Source organism: Methylocystis echinoides (assembly GCF_040687965.1).
Taxonomy (GTDB): Bacteria; Pseudomonadota; Alphaproteobacteria; order Rhizobiales; family Beijerinckiaceae; genus Methylocystis; species Methylocystis echinoides_A.
In genome coordinates, this window is record NZ_CP156084.1 from 1,091,093 (window position 1) to 1,115,963 (window position 24,871).

Sequence of the window (24,871 nt, forward strand, 5' to 3'; positions counted from 1 at the left end):
CTATCTTCACTTATGGAAGCGATTCGATTTTTTTGATTTCGACAGCGAGGCGAGAATGACGACCCCGGAGCGACAGCAGGACCCTTATGCGGCGCGGCCCTGGCTCGCCTCCTATCCGTCCGGCGTGCCGGCGGACATCGACCCCTCCGCCACTTCGACGGTCGTCGAGATGTTCCGAAAGAGCGCCTCGGACTACGCGGACCGTCCCGCGATGGAAAGTTTCGGCGCGCAGCTCAACTATCGGGAGCTGGAGCAAGCCGCCGACAGCGTCGCCGCCTGGCTGCAGGCGCAGGGGCTGCAGAAAGGCGACCGCGTCGCGATCATGTCGCCCAATGTCCTCGCCTATCCCGCCATTCTGTTCGGCGCGCTGATCGCTGGCGGCGTCGTGGTGAACGTCAATCCGCTCTATACGCCCGGCGAGCTCGAGCACCAGCTCAACGACGCGGGCGCGCGCTTTCTCTTCGTCTTCGAGAATTTCGCTTATACGGCCGAACGCGCCTGGCCGGGCATGGCGATCGAGCGCGCCATCATCGTCACGGCGGGCGACCTGATGGGGCTCAAGGGCCTCGTCGTGAATTTCGTTTCGCGCCACGTCAAGAAGATGGTCCCCGCCTATCGGCTTCCGGGCGCGGTTTTCTTTTCGGCAGTTTTGAAGACCCCCGCCGCCGACCGCAAGTCCGTCGACGTCGGGCCAGAGGATCCCGCCTTTCTGCAATATACGGGGGGCACGACGGGCGTCGCCAAGGGCGCCGTGCTGCTCCATCGCAACATCACGGCGAATGTAGCGCAGACCTGGGCCTGGCTCGCCTGGTATCTCGAGGCGCGCGGCCCGCATGTGATGGTGACGGCGCTGCCGCTCTATCACATCTTCGCGCTCACCGCGTGCTGCATGCTGCTGATCCGCACGGGCGGTTGCTGCCTGCTCATCGCCAATCCGCGCGATCTGAAGGGCCTCGTCGCCACCATGCGGAAATCGCGCTTCACGATATTCTCGGGCGTCAATACGCTTTACGCCGCGCTCGCCGATCACCGCGACATCGACAAAGTGGATTTCTCCGATCTGCAGATGAACATCTCGGGCGGGATGGCGACGCAGCAAGTGGTCGCGCATAAATGGAAGGCGTTGACGGGCAAGCCGATCATCGAAGGCTACGGCCTCTCGGAAACCTCGCCGATCGTCACCGTCAACCGCCCGGACATCGCCGAGTTCACCGGCGGCATCGGCTATCCGATTCCTTCGAGCGAAATATCGATCCGCACAACCGACGACGCGATTGCGCCGCTCGGCGAACGCGGCGAACTCTGGGTGCGCGGGCCGCAGGTGATGCCGGGCTATTGGCGCCGCCCCGACGAGACCGCCAAGGCGATGACGCCCGACGGCTGGTTCAAGAGCGGCGACATCGCCATCATGCAGCCAGACGGCATGCTCAAGATCGTCGACCGCCTGAAGGACATGATCCTTGTCTCGGGCTTCAACGTCTATCCCAACGAAGTCGAAGCGGCGCTGATCGAGCACCCCAAGGTCAAGGAAGTCGCCGTCATTGGCGTGCCCTTCCCGCATTCCGGCGAAGCGCCCATGGCCTTTGTCGTTCCGCGCGACAATAGCCTCACGACAGAGGAGCTGCGTCGCTTCGCGCATGAGCGCCTCACCGGCTACAAGGCGCCGCGGTTTTACGAGTTTCGCGACAGCCTGCCCAAGACCAATGTCGGCAAGATCCTGCGCCGCGCGCTCAAGGAAGAATTCGAGGCGCGCGCCGACCCTCATAACGACGAAGGCCGAGGGCGATCCGTGAAAAACGAAATTCAGCGCGCGCGCGAAGCAAACTGATCGGCGGCCGCCTCGATCGCGTCATAGGCCAAATCGAGCTCCGCGCCGGTCACGCAATAGGGCGGAAGCACATAGACCGTCGCGCCGAGCGGGCGCAACAGCAGGCGGCGCGCATTGAAGAAGCGTATGAGGTCGAGGCCGAGCGTCGCGGCGTAGCCGCTTTCCGGAACGTCGAGATCGAGCGCCACGATCGTGCCGAGCCGGCGGACCGCCGAGAAGCGGCGATCCTGCGCAAATCGCGCCGCGCGCTCGGCCTGCATGGCCCCGAGATTGGCGAGGCGCGCGCGGGCGTCGGCATGTTCCCACACGTCGAGATTGGCGAGCGCCGCCGCGCAGCCGATCGGATTGGCGGTGAAGGAGCTCGAATGGAAGAACGCCCGCGCGCGATCTTGCGCATAATGCGCCTCGAAAATCTCGCGCCGGCACATGGTGACGGCGAGCGGGACGGCGCCGCCGGTCAGGCCCTTCGAATAGCAGGCGATATCAGGCGCCACCCCCGCCTGCTCGCAGGCGAAGAGCGACCCCGTGCGCCCAAAGCCCGTCATCACTTCATCGGCGATGAAAAGCGTCTCGTGCCGCTCGCAGACGCGCTTCATCTCGGCGAGCGTCTGCGCGCCATAGGTCAGCATGCCGCCCGCGCCGAGAATCAGCGGCTCGACGATGAAGGCCGCCGCGCCGGCGCGGCAATGCGATTCGAGCGCGTCGAGCGTCTCCTGTTCGGCGCCTGAGGACGGAAAGGGGACGCGCGCCACGTCGAACAGCAAAGGCTCGTAAGGCGCGTTGAAGACCGAACGCGCGCCGGCCGACATCGTGCCAACCGTGTCGCCGTGATAGGCGTGCTCGAGCGCGACGATGCGCCGACGATCCGCGCCGCGATTGCGCCAGAAGCCCAGCGCCATCTTGATCGCGACCTCGACGGCCGTCGAGCCGCTGTCCGAATAGAAAACGTAATCCAACCCGGGCTGCGTGATCTCGACGAGACGGCGCGCAAGCGCCTCGGCCGGCTCATGGGTGAAGCCGGCGAAGATGATCTGGTCGAGCGTCTCGGTCTGGCGGCGGATCGCCGCCATGATCTCCGGGCGGCGATGACCGTGGGTGATCACCCACCAGGAGGAAATGGCGTCGAGAAAGCGCGTCCCGTCCTCCGCCGTGAGCCAGGCGCCCTCCGCATGGACGATCTTATAGGCGCCGGGCTGCAGCGCGTGCTGCGTGAACGGGCGCCAGACAGGCGAATTGGCGACGAGGCTCATATGAAATCCTCGACGGCGAACGCCGCGTCGAAGGCCGCGCGCAGCGTCTCTCTCGTGAGCGGCTCCAGTCGCGGCAGCCGTCCGAGCCCGCGAACCGCGCCCATGCGCAGGATCGTCTCCTGCGGGCCCTTCTCTTCGTCGCCGACGAAGGCGACGCCGTGGAGCGGAATGTCCCGCCGGCGCAGCGCTTCGATCGTGAGCAGGCTGTGATTGATCGTGCCGAGCGCGGTGCGCGCCACGAGAACGACCGGCAGGCGCCAACGGGCAAGCACATCAACGGTTAGGACGTCGTCGGCGAGCGGGACCATAACGCCGCCGGCCGTCTCGATGACGAGCGGGCCCTCGACGTCGGGGGGCACGAGCCGGTCGGGATCGATCTCAATCCCCTCGGCGCGTGCGGAAATATGCGGCGAAGCGGGAAGCTTCAGGCGCCAGGCCTCTGGGAGAATGTGGTCTGGGGCGACGCCCGAAAGGCGCGCGACGATTTGTGAATCCGTTTCGTCTTCGAGACCCGACTGCACCGGCTTCCAGTACGACGCCCCGAGCGCGCCGACGAGCGCGGCGGAGAAACAGGTCTTGCCGACGCCCGTATCCGTTCCAGCGATGACAAAGGTCCGGCTCATGGCGCAAGTTCTTTCGATAGGTCGCGCGCCATTTGGATGATCTGCGCTTCGGTCACATTGAGCGTCAGTGACAGACGCAGCCGCGCCGTTCCTTCCGGCACGGTCGGCGGGCGGATGGCGCGAATGTCGTAGCCGCGCGCGCGCATCGCCGCCGCGAGCGCCATGGCCCGCGCGTCGGCGCCGACGATCACCGGCTGCACCTGCGTCCCTGAAGGCGCGACGCCGCAAAGGGCCAGCTCCCGCCCGGCGAGAGCGACGCGCGCCTGCAAGGCGGCGCGGCGGTCCTCGGCGCTTTCGCAGATCGTGAGCGCGGCGCGCACGCAGGCGGCGACGAGCGGCGAGGGCGCCGTCGCGAAAATGAAATTGCGGCAGCGGTTGACGAGAAAGTCGCGCAGCGGCCGCGCAAGACACACGATCGCGCCGAAGACGCCCAGCGCCTTGCCGCAGGTGTGCACGGTGATGACATTGTCGCGGCCCTCAAAACGCGCCGCGAGGCCGCGGCCCCCGCGCCCATAGACGCCCGTCGCATGCGCTTCGTCGACAATGAGAAAGGCCTCGTGACGCTCGGCGAGCGACATCAAATCATCGAGCGGCGCCCTGTCGCCGTCCATGCTGTAAAGGCTCTCGACGACGATCCAGGCGCGCCCCAGGCCGCCCTTCGCCCGCCAATCCGCCAGCGCCGCCGCAAGGGCCTCGACATTATTATGGGGGAAGGAAACATGCGGCGCGCGCGACAGCCGCATGCCGTCATGCGCGCTCGCATGGATGAGCGCGTCGTGGAAAATGACATCCTCGCGCTGCGGCAAAGTCGAGAGCAGCGCCTCATTGGCGGAAAAGCCCGCGCCGAAGAAGAGCGCGCTCTCGGCGTGAAAGAAGCGCGCAGCCTCGTCTTCGAGCGCCTCGTGCTCGGGATGATTGCCGCGCAGCAGCCGCGAGCCGCCGGCCCCGACGGGAACGCCGCGCGCGAGCGCCGCGGCGGCCGCCTCGGCGAGTTCGCGTGATTCGGCAAGCCCTAGGTAGTCGTTCGAGGCGAAGTCGCGCCCCGCGCGCGGTGCAAGCGCGCGCAGCCGGTCGCGCGCGGCGAGGCCGGCGAGGTCCGCCTGAAACCGCTCGAGCATGGACGCCACGTCTTTCTCCGGCAGGTGTCTCGCGATTGGTAAAGGCCGGCGCGCGCGTCAAGTCAAGAAAGGCGCGAGCTTCGCCGCGAGCTTGAAAATTGGCTCGCGCGTCGCGATGTTAGACCGGCACGGAGCTTGGTCCATGGCAGAATCGAAAAGGGACGCTGCGCCGGCGCGCGCGCCCTGGCCGCCCCTCCTCATCCTCGGCGCGCTCCTCGCCGGCCGCGCGCTCGATTGGCTGACCGGCGGCGCCCTCGCGGGTCTCGTCGCCTTCCCCGGCGCGGCGCTGCTCGGCGCATTCCTTGTCGCGCTCGCGCTGGCCAACGACGTCTGGTGCGCCACGATCTTCGCGCGGCTCGATACGACCATCCTCCCGCACCGCGCCGCCTCGCGTCTGGCGACGGAGGGACCGTTCCGCTTCTCGCGCAATCCGATCTATGTCTCGCATGTCGCCATTGTGCTCGGGCTCGGCCTGCTCTTGTCCTCGCCCTTCACCGTGCTGCTGACGCCGGCGCTGGCCTTCGCCCTGCAAAAACTGGCGATCGAGCCGGAGGAACAGCATTTGCGGGCCAAATTCGGCGACGCCTACCTCGCCTATATGGCGCGCACGCGCCGTTGGCTTTAGACTTCGCTGGCAATTACGGAGTTGGCATGAGCGCGGGAACCGAACTCGATTTCAACGTGCGCGGCATGACCTGCGCCTCCTGCGTCGGCCATGTCGAAAAGGCGCTGGCGGCGACGCCGGGCGTCACCTCGGCCAGCGTCAATCTCGCGACCGAGCGCGCCGACGTCTCGCTCGCCCCGGGCGCCGATCCGGCCGCGCTCGTGAAGTCTGTGGCCGACGCCGGCTATGAGCCCGTCGTCGAGACGATCGAGCTCGGCGTCGGCGGCATGACCTGCGCGTCCTGCGTCGCCCATGTCGAAAAGGCGCTCAAGGCGGTTCCGGGCGTCCTGACGGCGAGCGTCAATCTCGCGACCGAACGCGCCAGCGTCCGCGCGCTCTCCGGCCCCGGCCTCGTGGACCGGCTGCGCCGCGCCGTCTCGGAAGCGGGCTACGAACCGCGCAGAATCGAGACGGACGCCGGCGGCGCCGACCGCGAGCGGGCGCGGCGCGAGGAGGAGATGCGCCATCTGCGCTTCAATCTCATCGTCTCCGCGCTGCTGACCGCGCCCGTCTTCATCCTGGAAATGGGCGGCCATGTGATCCCGGCCGTTCATCACTGGGCCATGGCGACGATCGGCGACGAGCTGATCCGTCAGTTCTCTTTCCTCTTCGCGACGCTGGTTCTGTTCGGCCCCGGCCTCGTCTTCTTCCAGAAAGGCGTGCCGGCGCTGATCAGACGGCAGCCGGACATGAATGCGCTCGTCGCGGTCGGCACGCTCAGCGCCTATCTCTATTCGCTCGTCGCGACCTTCATGCCCTATCTGCTGCCGGCCGGCGCCGTGCATGTCTATTATGAAGCCGCGGTCGTCATCGTCACGCTGATCCTCTTCGGCCGCTTTCTGGAGGCGCGCGCCAAGGGACGCACGTCGGAAGCGATCCGCGCGCTCGCCAGATTGCAGCCCAAGACCGCGCGCATCGAGCGCAATGGCGAGACCGTGGACGTCGATATCGACGACGTGCATGTCGGCGACATCGTGCTGGTGCGCCCGGGCGAGCGAATCCCGACTGACGGCGTCGTGACCGCGGGCGCGTCCTATGTCGACGAATCCATGGTCACGGGCGAGCCCGCGCCGGTTTCGAAAGGCGTCGGCGCGACCGTCACCGGCGCGACGGTCAACGGCTCGGGGGCTTTCTCTTTCCGCGCCACCCGCGTCGGCGCCGACACGACGCTTGCCGGCATCATCCGCATGGTCGAGCAGGCGCAGGGCGCGAAGCTGCCCATTCAGGCGATGGTCGACCGCGTCACCGCCGTCTTCGTGCCGGCGATCTTCGCCGTGGCGGCCGCGACCTTCGTCGTCTGGATGCTCATTGGCCCCGAACCGCGATTGACCCATGCGCTGGTCAGCGCGGTCGCCGTGCTCATCATCGCCTGCCCCTGCGCCATGGGTCTCGCCACGCCCGCCGCCATCATGACCGGCACCGGGCGCGCGGCGGAGCTCGGCGTGCTGTTTCGCAAGGGCGAAGCGCTGCAGACGCTGCAGGACGTCACGCTCATCGCCTTCGACAAGACCGGCACGCTGACCTTCGGCAAGCCGCGCTTGACGGACCTCGTGCCCGCGCCCGGCGAAAACGCCGATGAACTTTTGCGCCTCGCGGCGAGCGTCGAGGCGCAATCCGAACATCCCGTCGGCGCGGCCCTTGTCGCCGGGGCGAAGGAACGGGGGCTCGAGGTCGCGGCCGTCGCCGATTTCGAATCCGTTTCCGGCATGGGCGTCGCCGGCGTCGTCGGCCGGCGCAAGGTCGCGATCGGCGCGGCGCGCTACATGGCTTCGCTCGGCTTCGACACGAGCGCCTTCGACGAAAGCGCCGCCGCGCTTTCGGAAGAAGGCAAGACGCCGTTCTATGTCGCGGTCGACGGCAAGGCGCGCGCGATCATTTGCGTCGCCGACGAACTGAAGCCCACAACCAGGCCCGCGATCGACGCGCTGCACGCCATCGGCGTCAGGACGGCGATGATTACCGGCGACGACGCGCGCACGGCGAACGCCATCGCCCGGCGCCTCGGCATCGACGAAGTCGTGGCGGGCGTGATGCCGGACGGCAAGGTCGCGACGCTCGAGCGGCTGCGCGAAGGGAATAAAGTCGCCTTCGTCGGCGACGGCGTGAACGACGCGCCGGCGCTCGCCGCGGCGGACGCTGGCGTCGCCATCGGCACGGGCGCCGACATCGCCATCGAAGCCGCAGACGTGGTGCTGATGTCGGGCGATCTCGCCAAGGTTCCGGCGGCGCTGGCGCTCTCGCGCGCCACGATGCGCAACATCAAGCAGAATCTGTTCTGGGCCTTCGGCTATAACGCATTGCTCGTTCCCGTGGCCGCGGGCGCGCTTTATCCCGTCAACGGCATGCAGCTTTCGCCCATGCTGGGCGCGGGCGCCATGGCGCTGTCGAGCGTCTTCGTGCTGACCAATGCGCTGCGTCTGCGCCGCTTCAAGCCCCCGGTCGTCGCCGAGGCGCCCCTGCCGCCCGCCACCCATGAAACGCCGGCGCCTGAAGCGGCGCCCGTCCCGGTCAACGAGAACAGCAAGGAGGAAACCATGACCACGTTCAATGTGAAGGACATGACCTGCGGCATGTGCGTCAAACATGTCACCAAGGCCGTACAGACAATGGAGCCCGGCGCTGACGTAAAAGTCGACCTCGCCACCGGCAAGGTCGAAGTCTCGCCCACGCCCAAAGACCCGACGGCGCTCGCCAAGGCCATCACCGAAGCCGGCTATCCGGCGCAGGTCGCCGCGTAAGGGCGCCGTTATATTTTAGCGTCTGAGCCTGCGAATCGGCGCTTTGCCGGCGTAAGCCTCTTTGATGGACAAGACCAATGTCTGGATCGCTTCAGGGCAAGACGCTTTTCATCACCGGCGCGAGCCGCGGCATTGGCCTCGCCATCGCCAGACGCGCGGCCCGCGACGGCGCCAACATCGCCGTCGCGGCCAAGAGCGTGACGGAGAACCCCAAGATTCCCGGCACGATCTTTACAGCCGCCGCGGAAATCGAGGCCGCCGGCGGCAAGGCGCTGGCGCTCTCCTGCGACATTCGCTTCGACGATCAGGTCGAGGCCGCCCTCGCGCAGACGGCGGCGGTTTTTGGCGGCGTCGACATTCTCATCAACAACGCCAGCGCCATCGATCTGCGCGGAATCGATCAGCTCGAGATGAAGCGCTTCGATCTGATGCATCAGATCAATGCGCGCGGAACCTATCTTTGCGCCAAGCTCGCCCTGCCGCATCTGCGCAAGGCGGAAAACCCCCATATTCTCACCTTATCGCCGCCGCTCGATCTGAATCCCAAATGGTTCGCGCCAAATCTCGCTTACACAATGGCGAAATATGGCATGAGCCTCGTGACGCTCGGCCTGGCGCGCGATCTTGCGCGAGACGGCGTCGCGGTGAATTCCCTCTGGCCCGAGACCGCGATCGCCACCGCCGCGGTCGGCAATCTCCTGGGCGGCGAAGAAGTGATCAAGCGCGCGCGCAAGCCGGAGATCGTCGCCGACGCCGCGCACGCCATTCTCACGCGCCCGTCTCGCGGCGGCACCGGCAATTTCTTCATCGACGTGCGCGTGCTCGCCGAGGAAGGCGTGACAGACTTTACGCCCTATTCGGTCGACCCCGCCTATGAGGCCGTGCTCGATTTCTTCCTCGAAGAACCGATCACCCCCAATGTGCGGAAACTGGCGTTTCACGCTGGCGGATAGCTCGCCAGCGCGCCTTTTTATCTGTCGGCGTCCGCCTCGCGCGGCGCTTGCTGCTTCCTGAATTCGACCACGCCGGAGAGGTCCTTCTTCTTGCCGAGAAGGTAATAGGACGCCGTGACGCCCTTGCCTTTCAGGTCAACGGTTCCGGCGTCTTGAAAGACGAAATCATCGGCGAGACGAACTCTAACCGCCTCCGACACGTGAATTCTGTCGACCATCGAAGACGACTCGAAGCGACTGGCCACATTCACGACGTCGCCCCAGAGATCATAGGAGAATTTCTTCTTGCCGAGCACGCCGGCGGCGACAGTGCCGGTATGAATGCCCATGCGCATCTCGACGGGGAAGGGATAGCTCGTCGAGAACTCCCGCACGAAGCCGATGGCTTCCAAAGCAAATTCGGCGACGTGCTGGCAGTGCAACGGATCGCGATTGGGAACGCCGCCCACAACCATATAGCTGTCGCCGATGGTCTTGATCTTTTCAACGCCGTGTTTCTCGACGAGTTCGTCGAACTTTTCGAAGAGGGCGTTGAGAAGGCTCACCGTCTCATGCGGGCCCAGTCTGGCGGAAAGATCGGTGAAGCCGACGATGTCCGAGAAGAAAACCGTCACCTCGGGATAAACTTCGGCGATGACTTCTTCCCCGCCCCGCAGGCGCTGTGCGATCGTCGCGGGCAGGATATTATGAAGAAGCTTTTCGGAACGAAGCCGTTCGTTGTTCAATTCCACGGCGGTTTGCTCGGAGACGATCACCCTCTCCTCGAGCTTCTCGAAGGCGGTTTTCAGATTGCCGGCCATCGAGCCGACAGCCTGCGCCAGTTCGGCGATTTCGTCCTTGCCCCCGATGTCGATTTCGGCCCCGAGGTCTCCGCCGCTGATCTTCTTGACGGCCGCCATCAGCCGTCGCGTTCTCGCCATGAACTGGCTTCGCAGGAAGAGAACGCAGGCCAGGATGATCGCGAAAAAGCCCGCCGCGACGTAAACGTTCAGACGAACCAGCTGCGTCGCGTATTTCTCCTGAGCCTCCAGGATTTTCTGATAGCGCGCTTTCACCTTGTCGGTAAAATCATGGACGAGCTTTGCGAGTTCGCCATTGTCCTTGACGTAGCTGTCGCTGTAAAGCAGCCGGTCCGCCATAACGGCGTCGGGCTTTCCCCTTTTCGAAAAGGCGCCGGTCCCGTCGTCGAATTCGCCATTCGCAGCATGCATCGCGAGCCGCTCGGTCGCCGCCATTTTAGCGAAAAGCGCTTCGGCTTTCTTCAGCAGATTGAACTCTTCGACGGTGAGGTTCAATTGCAGGAATTGATCCTCCAGAGAGAATCCCTCGGCTTTCAGGTCGGGCTCGGGCGCGAGGCCGCTGGAGACCAGGTCCCAATATTCGACGCCATAGTCTCTCGGCCGAGCAATCTTGCCGTCGAGGATGCCGGCGATTTGACTGTGCCAGCGCTGCCGCCTGGGATCCTTGGTGGCGACATAGCCGCGCGCAAAGCGTGTCGCCCATTGCGAAGAAATGACGAGGTCCTCGGAGAGCGAGGTAATCTTGTCCTTCTGTCGCTCGGATTCGATGCGCGCCTCATCCGCCTTTCCCAGAAAAAAGCCGAGCACCAGATTCATGCCGGCGAGGATGACGAGCGTGAGAAAAAAGGCGAGAAAAAAACTGCGAAGCTTCATATGCCCTCGCCCTTGCCTACGGCTATCCTAGCCGAACAACCACGCCGCGAGCAGCGTCAGCGCCGTCAGGCCCGCAAGCAGTCGGAAGTCCGAGCGCCGCCGCGTCTCGGCGATCGCGTCGAGCGAAGCCGGCGAAAGATCGACGCCGACCTCGGCCATCTGCGACACGCGGGAAATCGCCGTCTCGGCGTCAGCGAGCGTCTTGGGGAGATGCGTCGCGAGCTTGGCGAGTTCGGCGATGCTTCGGCCCGCGTCTTCGATCTTCGCCTTTGGCCCGAGATTCTCCTCGATCCAGGTCCGCACGACCGGATCGCAGGTCTTCCAGATGTCGAGCTTGGGATCGAGCGTGCGCGCCACGCCCTCGGCGACGACCATGGTCTTTTGCAGCAGCACGAGCTCCGTGCGCGTGCGCATGTCGAAAAGCGCCGTGACCTCGAAAAGCAGGGTCAACAGCCGCGCCATGGAAATTTCCGCGGCGTTGATCGTGTGGAGGGGCTCGCCGATGGCGCGCAGCGCCTGCGAGAATTCTTCGGTCGAATGTTTGGCCGGCACATAGCCGGCCTCGAAATGCACCTCTGCGACGCGCCGATAGTCGCGCGTGATGAAGCCGTAGAGAATCTCGGCCAGAAACCGCCGCTCCTTCTCGCCGAGCCGGCCCATGATGCCGAAGTCGATGGCGACGAGCCGTCCGTGCTTGTCGACGAAAAGATTTCCCTGATGCATGTCGGCGTGGAAGAAGCCGTCGCGCATGGCGTGGCGCAGGAAGGACTGCAGCACATGGGCGCCGAGCCTCTTGAGGTCGTGGCCCTCCGCCGCCACGCGCTCGAGATCGGAGAGGGGCGCCCCGTCGATCCATTCGAGCGTCAGCACTTCGCGCGCGGTGCGGTCCCAATCGACATGGGGGACATGAATATCGGGGTCCTTGGCGACGTTTTCGGCGAATTCCGAGGCCGCCGCCGCTTCGAGACGAAAGTCCGTCTCGAGCTTGACCGTGCGGGCGAGCGTATCGACGACCTCGATCAGCCGCAGCCGCCGGCCTTCCGCCGACCAGCGTTCGGCGACGCGGGCGACGAGATACATGTCGCGTAGATCACGCGCAAACTGGCCCTCGACGCCGGGGCGCAACACCTTCACGGCAACCTTGCGCTCCTTGCCCTGGTAGACCGCCGTGGCCATGTGCACCTGGGCCACGGAGGCGGCGGCGACGGGCTCGCCAAAGGAGGTAAAAATCTCCTCGACCGGCTTTCCGAGCGCTTTTTCGACGATGTCGATCGCCTTGGCTTGGCCGAAGGGCGCCATGCGGTCCTGCAGTGCGGTGAGGGCGTCGGCGATTTCGCCGCCGACGACGTCGGGCCGCGTCGCCAGAAACTGGCCGAGCTTCACATAGGACGGGCCGATCTGCGACAGCGCGCGGACGAGGGCCTCGCCCGCATTCTCGCCCCTGCCCCTGGCGACGAGATTGGCGAGACGCACGAGCGGGACCGCGGGGGGCGGCAGCAGGTTGAGATCGAGCGAGGTGAAGACGCCTTCGCGCGCCAAAATATAGCCGGCGCGCGCCAGTCGCAGGAGATTGCCGGTCTGGAGAAGCAAAGAAGCGTCCTGGTCGTTAGTATTTCCAGCCGGAATGGATCGCCACGACGCCGCCGGTGAGGCGCTCATAGCCGGTGCGGCGGAAGCCCGCCTTGCGGATCATGCGCTCGAAATCGTCCGCGGCCGGGAATTTGCGGATCGATTCAACGAGGTAACGATAGGGCTCGCCATCGCCCGCGACGAGCTTGCCGACCGCCGGAATCACGTTGAAGGAATAGGCTTCGTAGATCTTGTCGAGGCCGGGGACGTTGACCTGCGAGAATTCGAGGCAGAGAAAACGGCCGCCGGGTTTGAGCACCCGATAGGCTTCCTCGAGCGCCGTCTGAATGCGCGGCACGTTGCGAATGCCGAAGGCGATCGTATAGGCGTCGAAATGGTTGTCCGGAAAGGGAAGCGACTCGGCGTTCGCCTGCACGAAGTCGAGCTTTTCCCCGATGCCCTTCTCGCGGGCGCGGTCGCGGCCGACCTCGAGCATGTCGCCATTGATGTCGAGGACGACGATCTCGGCGTCGGCGGGGGACTGGCGGGCGATCCGGAAGGCGACGTCGCCCGTGCCGCCGGCGACGTCGAGATGACGAAACTCCTTGCGGTTGCGGGCGTTGACCTTGGCGGCGAAAGTGTCTTTCCACAGCCGGTGCAGGCCGCCGGACATCAGATCGTTCATCACGTCGTAGCGGCGGGCGACCTTGTGGAAGACGTCGTCCACGAGATGCTGCTTCTCCGTAAGCGGCACCTCGGAATAGCCGAAATGGGTCGAACCCTCTCGATCGGAATGGGAATCGGTCATTTAACGCTCGCCTGACATGGAAAGACGGGGAGGGTATAGCCTCTCCCGGCCGGGATGGCTATGGGCGGGCGCTTTTACCCCTCATTGCCCAGAAGGGCGGCGCTGAACGCCAGAAAATCATCCAGATGCCGAGTGATGACCGCCACCACGATCGGCAGAAGCAAGGCCTGATAATCATGGACGGCGATATTGCGGAACCCTGTCATTCGCCGCATGGGCTCGGCGGCCTCCGGGGGGATGCGGCCGGCGGCCTCCAGCAAGTTGAACACGTCCCGGGCGCTCTGCGGGGCGCCGAGCCGGTCCCGGCGGATGACATGCTGCCCCATGTCCAGCGCCGCCTCGCAGGCCCGCTGGATGTTCAGGACCGCGGCGTCCTGGCGGGTGAAATCGGTCGCGAAGCTGTCCGGCCCCTTGGCGTATTCGTCGCGGGCGCGTTTCACGCAGCGCTCGATGGCCGCAGCCTTGTTGACGAGGACCTCATCGGCCATAGACCCGGCCCTCCCGCACGATGTCTTCCATGAGCCCCGCGTTGCGGGCGTCGAGATTCGCCTTCTCGCTCAAAATAAAGGCTTCGTAAAAATCGGCCCGGGCGTCCCGAGCGTAGAGCCTGCAGCCCCTTGTCACGATCTGGTGCTGGAGCACGGTCGAGGCGGCGCGCAGGTCGACGAGATCGACAGGGCGGTCCACGAGAGCGGCGAGGTCGCCGGCAATCTGCCAGATCCTCACGGGATCGAGCTTGCCGTCGTTCAGCACCGCGAGATCGACGTCGCTCTCCGGCCCCGCCTCGTCGCTGGCGACGCTGCCGAAGAGGTAGATCGCCAGCGCCTCGGGCAGGCGTTCGCGCAGCGCTTCGACAATTTCGGCCTCATCGAACTTCATGCGCCTCTCGCGATTTGCTAAAGCGCTTTATAGCGCGGCGCGCGACAGCGGCGAAAGCGCCCCGCGCGGAGAGGCGCCCTTCCATGCCCGAACTGCCCGAAGTCGAAACCGTGCGTCGCGGCCTCGCGCCCACGCTCGCCGGCGCCCGCATCGCAAAGGTCGAGCAGCGCCGCCCGGATTTGCGCTTCCCCTTCCCGCCGGACTTCGCCGCGCGGCTCTCCGGGCGCCGCGTCCTCGCCTTGCGGCGGCGGGCGAAATATCTTCTCGCCGACCTCGACGGCGGCGAGACGCTCGTCATGCATCTCGGCATGAGCGGCTCGTTCCGGATCGACGGCGAGATCGCCGGCGTCTTTCACCATCCGCGCGACAAGAGCGCGACGCATGACCATGTGGTCTTTCACATGGAGAGCGGCGCCCGCGTCACCTACAACGACCCGCGCCGCTTCGGCTTCATGCTGCTCATCGCCACCGCCGAGCTCGACAGCCACAAACTTTTTCAGGGGCTCGGGGCCGAGCCTTTGAGCGCCGAACTCGACGCGGGCTTTCTGGCGCGCGCCTTTCGCGGACGCGCCGCGCCGGTCAAGGCGCTGCTTCTCGATCAGCGGCTGATCGCGGGGCTTGGCAATATCTATGTCTGCGAGGCGCTGCATCGGGCGGGCGTTTCGCCGCTCCTCGCGGGCGGCCGGCTGGTCACGGCCGCGGGCCGCCCGCGGGCGGCGCTCGCCCGGCTCCCCGGCGCGATCCGCGACGTGCTGGAGGCCGCGCTCGCCGCCGGCGGCTCCTCGCTGCGCGATCATCGGCAGGCCGATGGGTCGCTCGGCTATTTCCAGCATTCCTTCCGGGTCTATGACCGCGAAGGCGCCGCCTGCCCCACGCCGGGCTGCAAGGGGACCGTCTTACGCAGCGTGCAGTCGGGGCGCTCGACCTTTCACTGTCCCGTCTGCCAGAAATAACGCGCCCTTGCCGGGACCGCCCCGAGAAGCCATAACCTTCGTCATGTCCCCCTCAATGAACGAACCGGCGCTCTCGGTTCACGGTCTTTCAAAGAGCTACGGCAAAAGCAGCGTCGTCGGCCCCCTCGATTTCGCCTTGCCGCCGGGCTCCGTGACCGGCCTCCTCGGCGGCAATGGCGCCGGCAAGACGACGACGATCGGCATGGTCATGGGCTTGATCGAGCCCACAGCCGGCGAGATTCGCGTCTTTGGCCGCGATCTCTCGCGCGAGCGCTACGAGGTGCTCGGCCGCATGAATTTCGAGAGCCCTTATGTCGATCTGCCGCACCGGCTCACCGTGCGGCAGAATTTGCGCGTCTTCGCCCTTCTTTACGACGTCGCCGACGTCGAAGCGAAAATCGAAGAGCTCGCCGACGCCCTGGCGCTGCGCGAGTTCCTCGACCGCCAGACCGGGCGGCTTTCCGCCGGACAGAAGACGCGCGTCGCCATCGCCAAGGCCCTCGTCAACGATCCGCAGCTCCTGCTGCTCGACGAGCCTACGGCCTCGCTCGACCCCGACACGGCCGACTGGGTGCGCGGCCGGCTCGAGGCGCATCGCGCCACGCATAATTGCGCCATCCTGCTCGCCTCCCACAACATGAACGAAGTCGAGCGCCTCTGCGACCGCGTGCTGATGCTCAAAGAAGGCGCCATCGTCGACGACGACTCGCCCGCGCGCCTCCTTGCACGCTATGGCCGCGCCAATCTCGAAGAAGTGTTTCTCGACGTCGCACGCGGGCGCGCGGGAGCGGCGTCATGAACGCGGGCTTCTCCTTCCAGCGCGTCGGCGCGATGATGCTGCGTTACACTTATGTGCTGCGCTCCTCCGGCTTTCGCCTGCTCGAAATCATCTACTGGCCGATCGTCCAGCTCTTCACCTGGGGCTTTCTGCAGACCTATCTCATCAAGGGCTACGCGGGTCAGTTCATCGGTGGCGTGGAGATGGCGGCGGGCGCGCTGGTCGGGGGCGTGCTGCTGCTCGACATTCTGCTGCGCGCGCAGCAGGGCTTCTCTTTCTCTTTTCTCGAAGAGATGTGGTCGCGCAATCTCGCCAATCTGCTGATGAGCCCGCTGCGCATGAGCGAATTCGCGACTGCGCTGATGGCGATGAGCTTCATCCGCCTGACGATCAGCACCCTGCCCGTGACCTTCATCGCGATCTGGCTCTTCGGCTTCAATCTCTGGGCGCTGGGCGTGGCGCTCGGCGCCTTCTTCGCGATCCTTCTGGTGTTCGCCTGGGCGATCGGCCTGTTCATTTCAGGTCTGCTGTTGCGCTACGGCATGGGCGCGGAGAGCCTCGTCTGGGCGCTGATGTTCGCCATCCAGCCGCTCGGCGCGGTCTATTATCCGGTGTCGGTGCTGCCCCCGGTCGTTCAGCCGATCTCCTGGGCTCTGCCGCCGACCTATGTGTTCGAGGGCCTGCGCGGCGTGCTGCTCGACCGCGTGGTGCGCTGGGATCTCCTGGCGCAGGGCGCCGCGCTCGACGCTTTGTTGTTCGTGCTCGCGGCGCTGTGGTTCAGCCGCTTCTTGAAAAGCGCGCGCCGCGCCGGCACGCTGCTGCAGACGGGCGAATGATGAACGCGAAGCGCGCCGATGCGGCGCTCCATGCGCGGGGCTTCTTTGAAAGTCGCGCCAAGGCGCGCGAGGCGATCGAGGCCGGCCTCGTCACGGTCGACGGGCGCGTGGTGACAAAGCCCGCGACGCCCATTGCGGAGGGCGCCGAGATCGTCGCCCGCGCCCCCTACCCCTGGGTCTCGCGCGGCGGCGTCAAGCTCGCGCATGGGCTCGACTTATTTGGCGTCGATCCCGCGGGCCGCTTCTGCCTCGACGTCGGCGCCTCGACAGGCGGCTTCACTGACGTGCTGCTGGCGCGCGGCGCGCGCCATGTCGTCGCCGTCGACGTCGGCCACGACCAGTTGCACGAGCGTCTGCGGCGCGACGCGCGCGTCACCTCGATGGAAGGCCAGGACGCCCGCACCTTGACGCCGGCGCAACTCGCCGAACTGCCGACGCTGATCGTCATCGACGCCAGTTTCATTTCGCTCTCGACGCTGCTGCCGAATGTGCTTTCGCTCGCCGCGCCGCAGGCGGCGCTCGTCGCGCTCATCAAGCCGCAGTTCGAAGCCGGCCGCGGATCGACAAAAAAAGGCGTGGTGCGGGATGAAGGGATTCGCGCCGAGGTTTGCGCCCGCGCGCGCCATGATATCGAGGCGCTCGGCTGGCGCGTCATGGGCTTGACGCCCTCGCCGATCGCCGGCGGCGACGGCAATCGAGAATTCCTTATCCAGGCGGTTGGTCCATGAAGCGGCTTGTCATCCACCGTCTCGGCCATCGCGGCGAGGGCGTCGCCCGCGACGGCGACGCGCGCGTCTTCGTGCCTTATGCGCTCGCTGGCGAGACCGTGCTGGCGGAGATCGACGGCGAGCAGGCGCGGCTCGCTGAAATTGTCGCCGCGTCGCCCGACCGTATCGCGCCGATCTGTCCGCATTACGCCGATTGCGGCGGCTGCGCGGTGCAGGCGTTGCGCGACGAGCCCTACCGGGCGTGGAAACGCGGCCTTGTCGAGACGGCGCTCAAAAACGTCGGCCTGTCGCTCGCGGTCGATCCGCTCGTCGACGCGCAGGGCGCCGGGCGCCGTCGCGTGACCTTTCACGCGCGCATGGATCAGGGCGCGGCGCGCGTCGGCTTCATGGCGGCGCGCTCGCACAAGATCGTGGAGATCGAGGCCTGCCCGCTGCTCGTTCCTGAGCTTTCGGGCGCATTGCCCGCCGCCCGCGCCCTCGCGCAAATTCTCAGCGCCCGCGGCAAGCCGCTCGATATCGCCGTGACCGCCACGCTCGACGGGATGGACGTCGATCTGCGGGGCGCGGGACCGCTGGAAGAACATGAAAGGCGCGCGCTGATTGGCGCCGCGGAGGCCCATGATCTCGCGCGTCTGACCAATCATGGCCGGCTCGTCGCCTTGCGGCGGACTCCCCGCGTCGCCGTCGGCCGGGTCCAGGTTGAGCTGCCGCCCGGCGCGTTTCTTCAGGCGACCGCGGTCGGGGAAGAGGCGCTCGCCGCGCGCGTTCTGGAGGCGACGCGCGGCGCGAAGCATGTGGCGGATCTTTTCTGCGGCGTGGGCGCCTTTGCGCTGCGCCTCGCCGAGCAGAGCAGAGTCGCTGCTTACGACAGCGCCGCGCCAGCGGTTGACGCCATGGGCGCCGCCGCCCGCGCCGCTTCCGGCCTCAAGCCGCTCGCAGGCGAGGTTCGCGACCTCTTCGCCCGGCCGCTCACGGCTGCAGAGCTGTCGGCCTTCGACGCGGTCGTTTTCGACCCGCCCCGCGCCGGGGCGCTGGCGCAGGCCAAGGAAATCGCCCAGTCGACGGCGCCGCTGGCGGTGGCGGTTTCTTGCAATGCACAAAGTTTCGCGCGGGACGCCGCGGTTTTAGTCAACGCGGGATTCAGGGCCCAGCGCATCACGCCGGTTGACCAATTCCGCTACGCACCCCATGTCGAAATCGTTGCGGCATTTTCGCGCAGCTCCAGCCAGAAAAAGGCAAAACGGAGCCTTTTAGGGTGAAACCGTTAATTTTTGGGCAACGCTTCTGTGACGAGAATGTCTCAAGGGGGAAGAAACGGACAGGATTTGGCCGCGCCAACAGCAAAGCCCGTTGCCGCACAAAAAATTCGGGCATAGGATTTGCGAGATGGTCCGGTGTAGGCGGGGACCCGATGGTCTCCGGAACTGGAAGGAGATGGTCATGATGAATGCGCTAATCGCCGCAGCATTGTGCAGTGTCGTCCTCGCAAGCGCGCCCTCTGCCGCGCGCGCTTACGTCTACGCCCGCAAGAAAGACGCGAAAGCCCGCCGCCACCGTTACTGACGGGCTCGTAACCGAAAAGGGCGCCTTCTCTGTCTCAGAGTGCTTGGTTCGACGCGCCCGATCTCTGCGATCGCCTGAAGGCGATCGTCGGGGCTTCCGCCGTTGTGACCGATCCGGCGGATATGGACGCTTTCCTGTCGGAACCGCGCGACCTCTATCGCGGCCGCGCATTAGCTGTGATCAAACCCTCGACCGCCGCAGAAGTCGCGCGCGTGCTGGCGCTGTGCAATACGCAGGGCGTGGGCGTCGTGCCGCAGGGCGGGAATACTGGCCTGGTCGGCGGCCAGACGCCCGACGCGAGCGGCCGACAAATCGTCCTTTCCTTACAAAAACTCGATCGCATTCGCGACGTCGACCCGGCCTCCGACGCGATGACTCTCGAAGCGGGCGTGACGCTCGCGCGCGCGCAAGAAGCCGCCGAAGCCGCTGACCGCTATTTCCCGCTTTCGCTCGCCTCGGAAGGCAGCTGCACCATCGGCGGCAATCTTGCGACCAACGCCGGCGGGGTGCATGTGCTCGCCTATGGCGCGGCGCGCGATCTGGCGCTCGGGCTCGAAGTCGCGCTCGCCGACGGCCGCCTGCTCTCGACGCTCGGCAAATTGCGCAAGGACAACACCGGCTACAATCTCACGCAGCTTTTCATCGGCTCTGAGGGCACGCTCGGCGTCATCACCGCGGCGACGCTGAAGCTTTTCCCGCGCCCGCGCTCGCGCGCGGTCGCCTTTCTCGGACTCGACAGTCCCGACGACGCCCTCGCGCTTCTCAATTTCGTCAAAGAGCGCGCCGGTCCCGGCCTACAGGCCTTCGAGATCATGTCGCGGCTTGGCCTCGAGCTCGTGCTGCGCCATATTCCCGGCGCGCGGGACCCGCTCGCCGCGCCAGCCCCTTGGTATGCGCTCCTCGAGATCGCGGGCTTTACCGAAGGCGAGGCGGAGCGCGTCGCCGATTTGGCGCTTGCCGAGGCGCTGGAGGCGGAGCTCGTTGCGGACGCGACGCTCGCCCATTCGCTCGATCAGGCGGCGGCGCTGTGGCGGCTGCGCGAGAGCATGTCGGAAGCGCAAAAACGCGAAGGCGGCTCGATCAAGCACGATATTTCCGTGCCAATCGAGCGCATTCCGGCGTTCATCACCGAAGCGGGCCGGCGCATCGCGGCGCGCTTCCCGCAGGCGCGCCCCGTCCCCTTCGGCCATATGGGAGACGGCAATCTCCACTATAACGTCTCGCAGCCCGCAGGCGCCGACAAAGCCGCCTTTCTCGCGCGCTGGGACGAGATGAACGCGCTCGTTCACGGGCTCGTCGACGCGTTCGAAGGGTCGATTTCCGCCGAACATGGCATCGGCCGGTTGAAGCGGGAACTGCTCGCAGAGACCAAGAACCCGGTGGCGCTCGAGGTGATGCGCGCGTTGAAAAAAACGCTCGATCCCAACGGCGTGCTCAACCCCGGCAAGCTGCTCTGATCACAACAGCGTCGGCGCCAGCCTCTCCTGCAATTGCGCGCCGTCGTTGGTCGCCTTGTTGATCTGCGGGCTGATTTCGAAAAATTCGAGCGCGTCGTCGGGAGCGGGCTTGAGCAGCCCCGCCGCTTCCTCCGCACGGACGTTGTCGCAATCGAGCCAATGGGCGAAATCCTTCGGCTCGAGAATAGCAGGCATGCGGTCGTGGATCGCGGCCGTGGCGCCATTGGCGTCGGTCGTGAGAATGCAGGCGGTGTCGATTTCCGCGCCATCCGCGCCGGCATAGGTCTCCCATAGACCGGCGAGGCCCATCGGCGCGCCGTCGACGCGGCGGAAGAGATAGGGCTTGCGCTGGATGCGCCCGCCGAGGGAAAGTTTCAGCCATTCGTAATAGGCGTCGGCCGGCACGAGGCAGCGGCGCCGCTTCATGGCGTTGCGAAAGCTCGCCTTGTCCGCCACTGTCTCGGCGCGGGCGTTGATGATGAGCGGAAAGTCGCGCGGATCTTTTACAAAGCCCGGCACGAAGCCCCAGCGCGCGAGCCTGAAGCGCGGCGCCGGCCCGGCTTCGCCACGCTCCGAGGCGACGATGGCGATCGGCTGGGTCGGAGCGATATTGTAGCGCGGCGGAAAATTGGGCGTGTCGGCATAGCCGAACAATTTCCGGATCGCCTCCGGCGCCGAGGTCAAGGCGTAACGCCCACACATGATGCTTCTCGCCTCCCCGTCAGGAACCCGCAAATAGGCTCTATTTGCGCGCAAAAAAAGCCGCGAGCCGCGCGCGCGTCTCTTGCGACGAGAGCGCCCTGGCGAACAGCGCAGCCTCCGCGTCGATGCGCGCCAGTATCTCCGCGGGGTCGCCGCGCAACAGGCGGCGCGAGGCGAGCAGCGCCTCGACGGGCTTCGCCGCCAGCGCCTGCGCCGCCGCCATGGCGGCGTCGAGGACGCCCTCGGGCGGCGCGAGTCCGTTGACGAGGCCGAAACGATGCGCTTCCTCGCCGGAAAACCCTTCCCCGAGCAGCAAATATTGCGCGGCCCTCGCCATGCCGAGCCGCTGCGGGACCAGGAGGCTCGCCCCGGCCTCCGGAACCAGGCCGAGGTCGATAAAGGGCATGCGCAGCCGCGCCTGCGGGGCGGCAAAGACCAGATCGCAATGAAACAGCAGGGTGGTTCCGACGCCAACGGCGTCGCCGGCGACCGCCGCGACCATCGGCTTTTGGAAAGCGGCGATCGCGCGCACGAAATGCAGCGCCGGAAACGCCTCGGGCTTATCGACAAAATCGCGGAAGTCGGCGAGGTCGTTGCCCGCGGTGAAATCGCCGCCCGCGCCGGCGAAGACGACGGCCCGCACCGCCTCGTCCCGGCCCGCGGCGTCGAGCGCCACAATCAGGCCCCGATAGGCCTCGCGGTCGAGCGCGTTCTTTTTTTCGGGCCGGTTGAAGACGAGCCGCAAAACGGCGCCGGCGCGCGAGATCTCGATCTTCTGGGACATGCCCGCACCTCTCCGCCCGAAGCCCTTTGGACCGGAAAGCTCGGTCCTTTTCGCCGCGAGAAGCCTATTATCTGTTGACGCAGGCGACAACGGCCTGCGAAAAGCCAGACGAGAGCTTGGCTTTTCGCGCCGGTTACGGCGAAGCTCGCAAAGGCCTGCGCGCCTCTGTAAACTCGCTGCGCGGGCTTTGCGGTGGGGCGTCACAGCGCCATTTGACTTTGACGCGGCTTTGGCGCTGGGAAGAAATGACTGACGACGATATTGCTCTGGTGACGGGCGCAAGCGGCTTCATCGGCGGCGCCCTCGCGCGGCTTTTGATTTCGAAAGGCGCCCGGGTCAGGGCGCTGGCGCGCCCAACAAGCCAGACGGACAACATCCCGGCGGAATGCGAGATCGCGGAAGGCGACATTACCGACGTCGAGAGCGTCCGCGCCGCCATGACGGGCGTGCGCCGGGTTTTCCATGTGGCCGCCAACTACCGGCTCTGGGCCCCGAAGCCCGAGACGCTGTTTGACGTCAATGTGCGCGGCACCGAGATCGTCATGCGCGAAGCGTTGCGCGCCGGCGTCGAGCGCATCGTCCATACGAGCAGCGTCGCCACCCTCGCCGCCGCCAATGGCCGTCTCTGCACCGAGACGAATCGGCTTTCCCCCGAAAAGGCGATCGGCGCCTATAAGCAGAGCAAGATCGTCGCCGAGCGGCTGGTCGAGCGGATGATCGAGGAAGATGGTCTCCCCGCCGTGATCGTTTGCCCCGCAGCGCCGCTCGGGCCGGGCGACGTCAAGCCGACGCCGACCGGCCGGCTCGTCGCCGAGGCCGTGCGCGGCGGCATGCCGGCCTATGTCGAAACCGGCCTGAACGTCGTGCATGTCGATGACGTCGCCGCCGGCCATCTGGCCGCGATGGAGCGCGGCCGAATCGGCGAGCGCTATATTCTCGGCGGCGAGAACGTGACGCTATGCGACCTTCTGACCGAGATTTCGCGCGTCACGGGCCGCGCGCCGCCGCGGTTCAAACTGCCGTCGGGCCCGCTCATGCCCTTCGCTTATGTCAATGAGTGGGGCGCGCGCCTCATCGGCTACGAGCCTTTTCTCCATAGCGACAGCCTAAGAATGTCGCGCACACGCATGTTCTTCGACGACCAGAAAGCCCGTCGCGAACTCGGCTACGAGACGCGCCCCGCGCGACTTGCCGTAGAGGACGCAGTCGAATGGTTTCGACGAACGGCGGGCGCGCGGAGCTGACAAGTTTCAAAGGCGACGCGCCTCACGCCCGGTCGGAGGGTGAGGCGGGCGCGCGTAACGAGAACTTCACCTGACGCGATCTTCACCTAATGACGGCCGCGTCCGTTGGTCATCGCATTCACGAGACGCGACGCCACCATCAATCCGACGCCAGCGCCAAGCAACAAGGGCAAGTTGCGCGGAGCCTCCCGCAGCGCGACGCGCGCCGCGTTCTTCGCCGCAACGGGCGCCGCGCTCTTGGCGAGGTCGAACAGGGCCTGCGTGGCGTTCGAGGACTGAATGGCGCGCGAAATGGCGGCGAAGGGCGACGCTTCCGTGAGCGCCGCCAACTCTTCGCTCGCGCGCGCCTGTTGCTGCGCCTCGCGTCGTCTTGCAAGAGCGTAGACGAGCAACGAGATCAGGACAAAGGCGCCCGCAACCGCCAGATTGCCGAGAAGCGGCCCCAGGCTTTCCGTCGCCCAATAGGCCGCCGCCGCGGTCGCGAAACCGAAAGCGATGAGCAGCGGGACGGCCGCCATCGCATTTCCGGAAACGCGCGTGATTGTGGCGCCGACCGCGTTTTCGGCCCTCTTTATGATCGGCTCGAACATGACGTCACCACGCGAGGCTGGAGGACATGACTACCGGCTTCCCATCCTCCAGAACGCGCCGAAGACGAAGCCCGCGAGCGCCGCCAGCATCACGGTCGTCGTCGGCTGCGAACGCGCCGAGGTCTCGATCGCCGAGCGGAAATTGCCGAGCACTTCGCCGGTGCGCTCCGCCGCCCTGCCGCTGCTCTCCGTCACCGCGTTGAGCGCCGCATTGGCGCGCCCGACGCCCTGCTGAACCACGCGACCCATCTGTTCGGCCGCCGTCGACGCCTGTTCCGCGATGACGCCGCTCACGTCGCCGGCGCCATGCCCATTATGCTGCTGGCGCTGAATGTTCCGTTCCTCAGCCATTGCCGCCTCCAAGGATATGCAAGTGGCGAGTTAACGCGACGCGCAACGAGTTGTTCCTGGCCAGGCGTGTGGCCGGGTCGCAGGCCGCCGCGACGCTGTCAGGCGTCGCGCACCATCATCAGGAACTCCTCCCGCGTGCGCGCATCGTCGCGGATGACCCCGAGCAGACGGCTCGTCGTCAACGACGAGCCGGGGGTGTTCACGCCGCGCAGCGTCATGCAGTTATGCTCCGCCTCGATCACCACGCCGACGCCCGCCGGCTGTAAAATGTCCTGGATGGCCTCGGCGATTTCGGCCGTGAGCTTCTCCTGGATTTGCAGCCGCCGGGCGAAGCCGTTGACGACGCGCGCGAGCTTGGAGATGCCGACGACGCGATTGGTCGGCAGATAGCCGACATGGGCGCGGCCGGTCACCGGCAGCATGTGATGCTCACAAAAGCTCGTGACGCGGATGTTCTTGAGGATCACGAGTTCGTCGTAGCCGCCGACTTCCTCGAAGGTGCGCTTGAGATAGTCTCGCGGATCGATCTCATAGCCGGAAAACAGCTCGCGATAGGAGCGCGCGACGCGCGCCGGCGTGTCGATCAGTCCCTCGCGTTTTGGATCGTCTCCCGCCCATTCGATCAGAACGCGCACGGCCGCTTCTGCGTCGGCCTGGGTTGGCTTCGCCATTCGGTGCTCCCGAATCTTTCGAACGCGCCGGCTTGCGCCGCGACGGGGCTCAAATCGAAAAGCCGCCCGCGTCCGCGCGCCCCGTCTCTGGCAGCTTGCGACGGGGCGGCG

Annotated in this window: 25 protein-coding genes; 12 read left to right on the top strand and 13 right to left on the bottom strand. The window is 66.3% G+C overall.

The features are described 5' to 3' along the window. Window positions 1-55: 55 nt before the first annotated feature. Window positions 56-1,828 (top strand): AMP-binding protein, encoded by a 1,773-nt coding sequence (locus tag RVU70_RS05145; protein WP_363350004.1) that lies wholly within the window; start codon window positions 56-58, stop codon window positions 1,826-1,828. On the opposite strand, the gene RVU70_RS05150 is transcribed toward RVU70_RS05145, so the two are convergent. Genes RVU70_RS05150 through RVU70_RS05160 form a run of 3 tightly spaced genes read right to left on the bottom strand, consistent with a single transcriptional unit; the run spans window position 1,804 to window position 4,819 of the window. Continuing rightward, window positions 1,804-3,078, bottom strand: a complete 1,275-nt coding sequence (locus RVU70_RS05150) for an adenosylmethionine--8-amino-7-oxononanoate transaminase (protein ID WP_363350006.1) — start codon at window positions 3,076-3,078, stop codon at window positions 1,804-1,806. The genes RVU70_RS05145 and RVU70_RS05150 overlap by 25 nt on opposite strands. Then, window positions 3,075-3,701 carry a dethiobiotin synthase gene (bioD, locus tag RVU70_RS05155; protein WP_363350007.1) on the bottom strand — a complete coding sequence of 209 codons (627 nt, stop codon included), beginning with the start codon at window positions 3,699-3,701 and terminating at the stop codon, window positions 3,075-3,077. Before bioD ends, RVU70_RS05150 begins: the two co-directional genes overlap by 4 nt. Then, window positions 3,698-4,819: an 8-amino-7-oxononanoate synthase gene (locus RVU70_RS05160; protein ID WP_363351237.1), complete on the bottom strand. Its 1,122-nt coding sequence runs from the start codon at window positions 4,817-4,819 to the stop codon at window positions 3,698-3,700. The genes bioD and RVU70_RS05160 overlap by 4 nt, the downstream gene beginning before the upstream one ends. A 142-nt stretch (window positions 4,820-4,961) precedes the next feature. Here RVU70_RS05160 and RVU70_RS05165 point away from each other — a divergent pair, with 142 nt between their 5' ends. The 3 genes from RVU70_RS05165 to RVU70_RS05175 all read left to right on the top strand — a co-directional run bounded on the left by RVU70_RS05165 (window position 4,962) and on the right by RVU70_RS05175 (window position 9,174). Then, on the top strand, window positions 4,962-5,444 hold the full coding sequence (locus tag RVU70_RS05165; RefSeq protein WP_363350008.1) for an isoprenylcysteine carboxylmethyltransferase family protein: 483 nt from the start codon (window positions 4,962-4,964) through the stop codon (window positions 5,442-5,444). A 26-nt stretch (window positions 5,445-5,470) separates the two neighbouring features. After that, the gene (locus tag RVU70_RS05170; protein ID WP_363350009.1) at window positions 5,471-8,221 is read left to right on the top strand and encodes a heavy metal translocating P-type ATPase; all 2,751 of its coding nucleotides are present in this window, start codon (window positions 5,471-5,473) and stop codon (window positions 8,219-8,221) included. Window positions 8,222-8,298: 77 nt separating this feature from the next. Further along, entirely contained in the window at window positions 8,299-9,174 is an 876-nt protein-coding gene (locus RVU70_RS05175) for an NAD(P)-dependent oxidoreductase (protein ID WP_363350010.1), read from the top strand. 17 nt (window positions 9,175-9,191) lie between these two features. On the opposite strand, the gene RVU70_RS05180 is transcribed toward RVU70_RS05175, so the two are convergent. The 5 genes from RVU70_RS05180 to RVU70_RS05200 form a co-directional block, all read right to left on the bottom strand. Continuing rightward, the gene (locus RVU70_RS05180) at window positions 9,192-10,847 is read right to left on the bottom strand and encodes an adenylate/guanylate cyclase domain-containing protein (RefSeq protein ID WP_363350011.1); all 1,656 of its coding nucleotides are present in this window, start codon (window positions 10,845-10,847) and stop codon (window positions 9,192-9,194) included. Between the two features lie 27 nt (window positions 10,848-10,874). Continuing rightward, window positions 10,875-12,437 (bottom strand): 2-polyprenylphenol 6-hydroxylase, encoded by a 1,563-nt coding sequence (ubiB, locus tag RVU70_RS05185; protein ID WP_363350012.1) that lies wholly within the window; start codon window positions 12,435-12,437, stop codon window positions 10,875-10,877. A 16-nt stretch (window positions 12,438-12,453) separates the two neighbouring features. After that, complete coding sequence (gene ubiE / locus RVU70_RS05190; RefSeq protein ID WP_363350013.1) at window positions 12,454-13,224, bottom strand: bifunctional demethylmenaquinone methyltransferase/2-methoxy-6-polyprenyl-1,4-benzoquinol methylase UbiE; 771 nt, start codon at window positions 13,222-13,224, stop codon at window positions 12,454-12,456. A 74-nt stretch (window positions 13,225-13,298) separates the two neighbouring features. Then, window positions 13,299-13,712 (bottom strand): type VII toxin-antitoxin system HepT family RNase toxin, encoded by a 414-nt coding sequence (locus tag RVU70_RS05195; protein ID WP_363350014.1) that lies wholly within the window; start codon window positions 13,710-13,712, stop codon window positions 13,299-13,301. Next, window positions 13,702-14,103, bottom strand: a complete 402-nt coding sequence (locus tag RVU70_RS05200) for a type VII toxin-antitoxin system MntA family adenylyltransferase antitoxin (RefSeq protein WP_363350015.1) — start codon at window positions 14,101-14,103, stop codon at window positions 13,702-13,704. Before RVU70_RS05200 ends, RVU70_RS05195 begins: the two co-directional genes overlap by 11 nt. A gap of 83 nt (window positions 14,104-14,186) precedes the next feature. Between RVU70_RS05200 and mutM the strand changes: the two genes are divergently transcribed. The 7 genes from mutM to RVU70_RS05235 all read left to right on the top strand — a co-directional run bounded on the left by mutM (window position 14,187) and on the right by RVU70_RS05235 (window position 20,418). Continuing rightward, window positions 14,187-15,056, top strand: a complete 870-nt coding sequence (gene mutM, locus RVU70_RS05205) for a bifunctional DNA-formamidopyrimidine glycosylase/DNA-(apurinic or apyrimidinic site) lyase (RefSeq protein WP_363350016.1) — start codon at window positions 14,187-14,189, stop codon at window positions 15,054-15,056. Between the two features lie 43 nt (window positions 15,057-15,099). After that, complete coding sequence (locus RVU70_RS05210; protein WP_363350017.1) at window positions 15,100-15,855, top strand: ABC transporter ATP-binding protein; 756 nt, start codon at window positions 15,100-15,102, stop codon at window positions 15,853-15,855. Then, window positions 15,852-16,670, top strand: coding sequence for an ABC transporter permease (locus tag RVU70_RS05215; RefSeq protein ID WP_363350018.1), 819 nt, complete (start codon window positions 15,852-15,854; stop codon window positions 16,668-16,670). Before RVU70_RS05210 ends, RVU70_RS05215 begins: the two co-directional genes overlap by 4 nt. Continuing rightward, the gene (locus tag RVU70_RS05220; protein WP_405044876.1) at window positions 16,670-17,398 is read left to right on the top strand and encodes a TlyA family RNA methyltransferase; all 729 of its coding nucleotides are present in this window, start codon (window positions 16,670-16,672) and stop codon (window positions 17,396-17,398) included. Before RVU70_RS05215 ends, RVU70_RS05220 begins: the two co-directional genes overlap by 1 nt. Further along, window positions 17,395-18,657 carry an RNA methyltransferase gene (locus RVU70_RS05225; RefSeq protein ID WP_363350020.1) on the top strand — a complete coding sequence of 421 codons (1,263 nt, stop codon included), beginning with the start codon at window positions 17,395-17,397 and terminating at the stop codon, window positions 18,655-18,657. Before RVU70_RS05220 ends, RVU70_RS05225 begins: the two co-directional genes overlap by 4 nt. 181 nt (window positions 18,658-18,838) lie before the next feature. Beyond that, complete coding sequence (locus RVU70_RS05230; protein ID WP_363350021.1) at window positions 18,839-18,961, top strand: hypothetical protein; 123 nt, start codon at window positions 18,839-18,841, stop codon at window positions 18,959-18,961. Between the two features lie 104 nt (window positions 18,962-19,065). Further along, on the top strand, window positions 19,066-20,418 hold the full coding sequence (locus RVU70_RS05235) for an FAD-binding oxidoreductase (RefSeq protein ID WP_363350022.1): 1,353 nt from the start codon (window positions 19,066-19,068) through the stop codon (window positions 20,416-20,418). Here the strand turns inward: RVU70_RS05235 and RVU70_RS05240 are convergent, their stop codons facing one another. Both RVU70_RS05240 and RVU70_RS05245 read right to left on the bottom strand, forming a co-directional pair. Then, a complete protein-coding gene (locus RVU70_RS05240) occupies window positions 20,419-21,120 on the bottom strand; it encodes an SOS response-associated peptidase (RefSeq protein ID WP_363350023.1) in 702 nt (233 codons plus the stop codon). Window positions 21,121-21,160: 40 nt separating this feature from the next. Beyond that, window positions 21,161-21,904 (bottom strand): enoyl-CoA hydratase-related protein, encoded by a 744-nt coding sequence (locus RVU70_RS05245; RefSeq protein ID WP_363350024.1) that lies wholly within the window; start codon window positions 21,902-21,904, stop codon window positions 21,161-21,163. A 245-nt stretch (window positions 21,905-22,149) separates the two neighbouring features. Between RVU70_RS05245 and hpnA the strand changes: the two genes are divergently transcribed. Further along, window positions 22,150-23,148, top strand: a complete 999-nt coding sequence (hpnA, locus tag RVU70_RS05250) for a hopanoid-associated sugar epimerase (RefSeq protein ID WP_363350025.1) — start codon at window positions 22,150-22,152, stop codon at window positions 23,146-23,148. Window positions 23,149-23,234: 86 nt separating this feature from the next. On the opposite strand, the gene RVU70_RS05255 is transcribed toward hpnA, so the two are convergent. The 3 genes from RVU70_RS05255 to folE form a co-directional block, all read right to left on the bottom strand. Next, window positions 23,235-23,666 carry a hypothetical protein gene (locus RVU70_RS05255; protein ID WP_363350026.1) on the bottom strand — a complete coding sequence of 144 codons (432 nt, stop codon included), beginning with the start codon at window positions 23,664-23,666 and terminating at the stop codon, window positions 23,235-23,237. A gap of 102 nt (window positions 23,667-23,768) precedes the next feature. Further along, window positions 23,769-24,089 carry a hypothetical protein gene (locus RVU70_RS05260; protein ID WP_363350027.1) on the bottom strand — a complete coding sequence of 107 codons (321 nt, stop codon included), beginning with the start codon at window positions 24,087-24,089 and terminating at the stop codon, window positions 23,769-23,771. 98 nt (window positions 24,090-24,187) lie between these two features. Continuing rightward, window positions 24,188-24,760, bottom strand: coding sequence for a GTP cyclohydrolase I FolE (gene folE, locus RVU70_RS05265; RefSeq protein WP_363350028.1), 573 nt, complete (start codon window positions 24,758-24,760; stop codon window positions 24,188-24,190). Window positions 24,761-24,871: the final 111 nt, after the last annotated feature.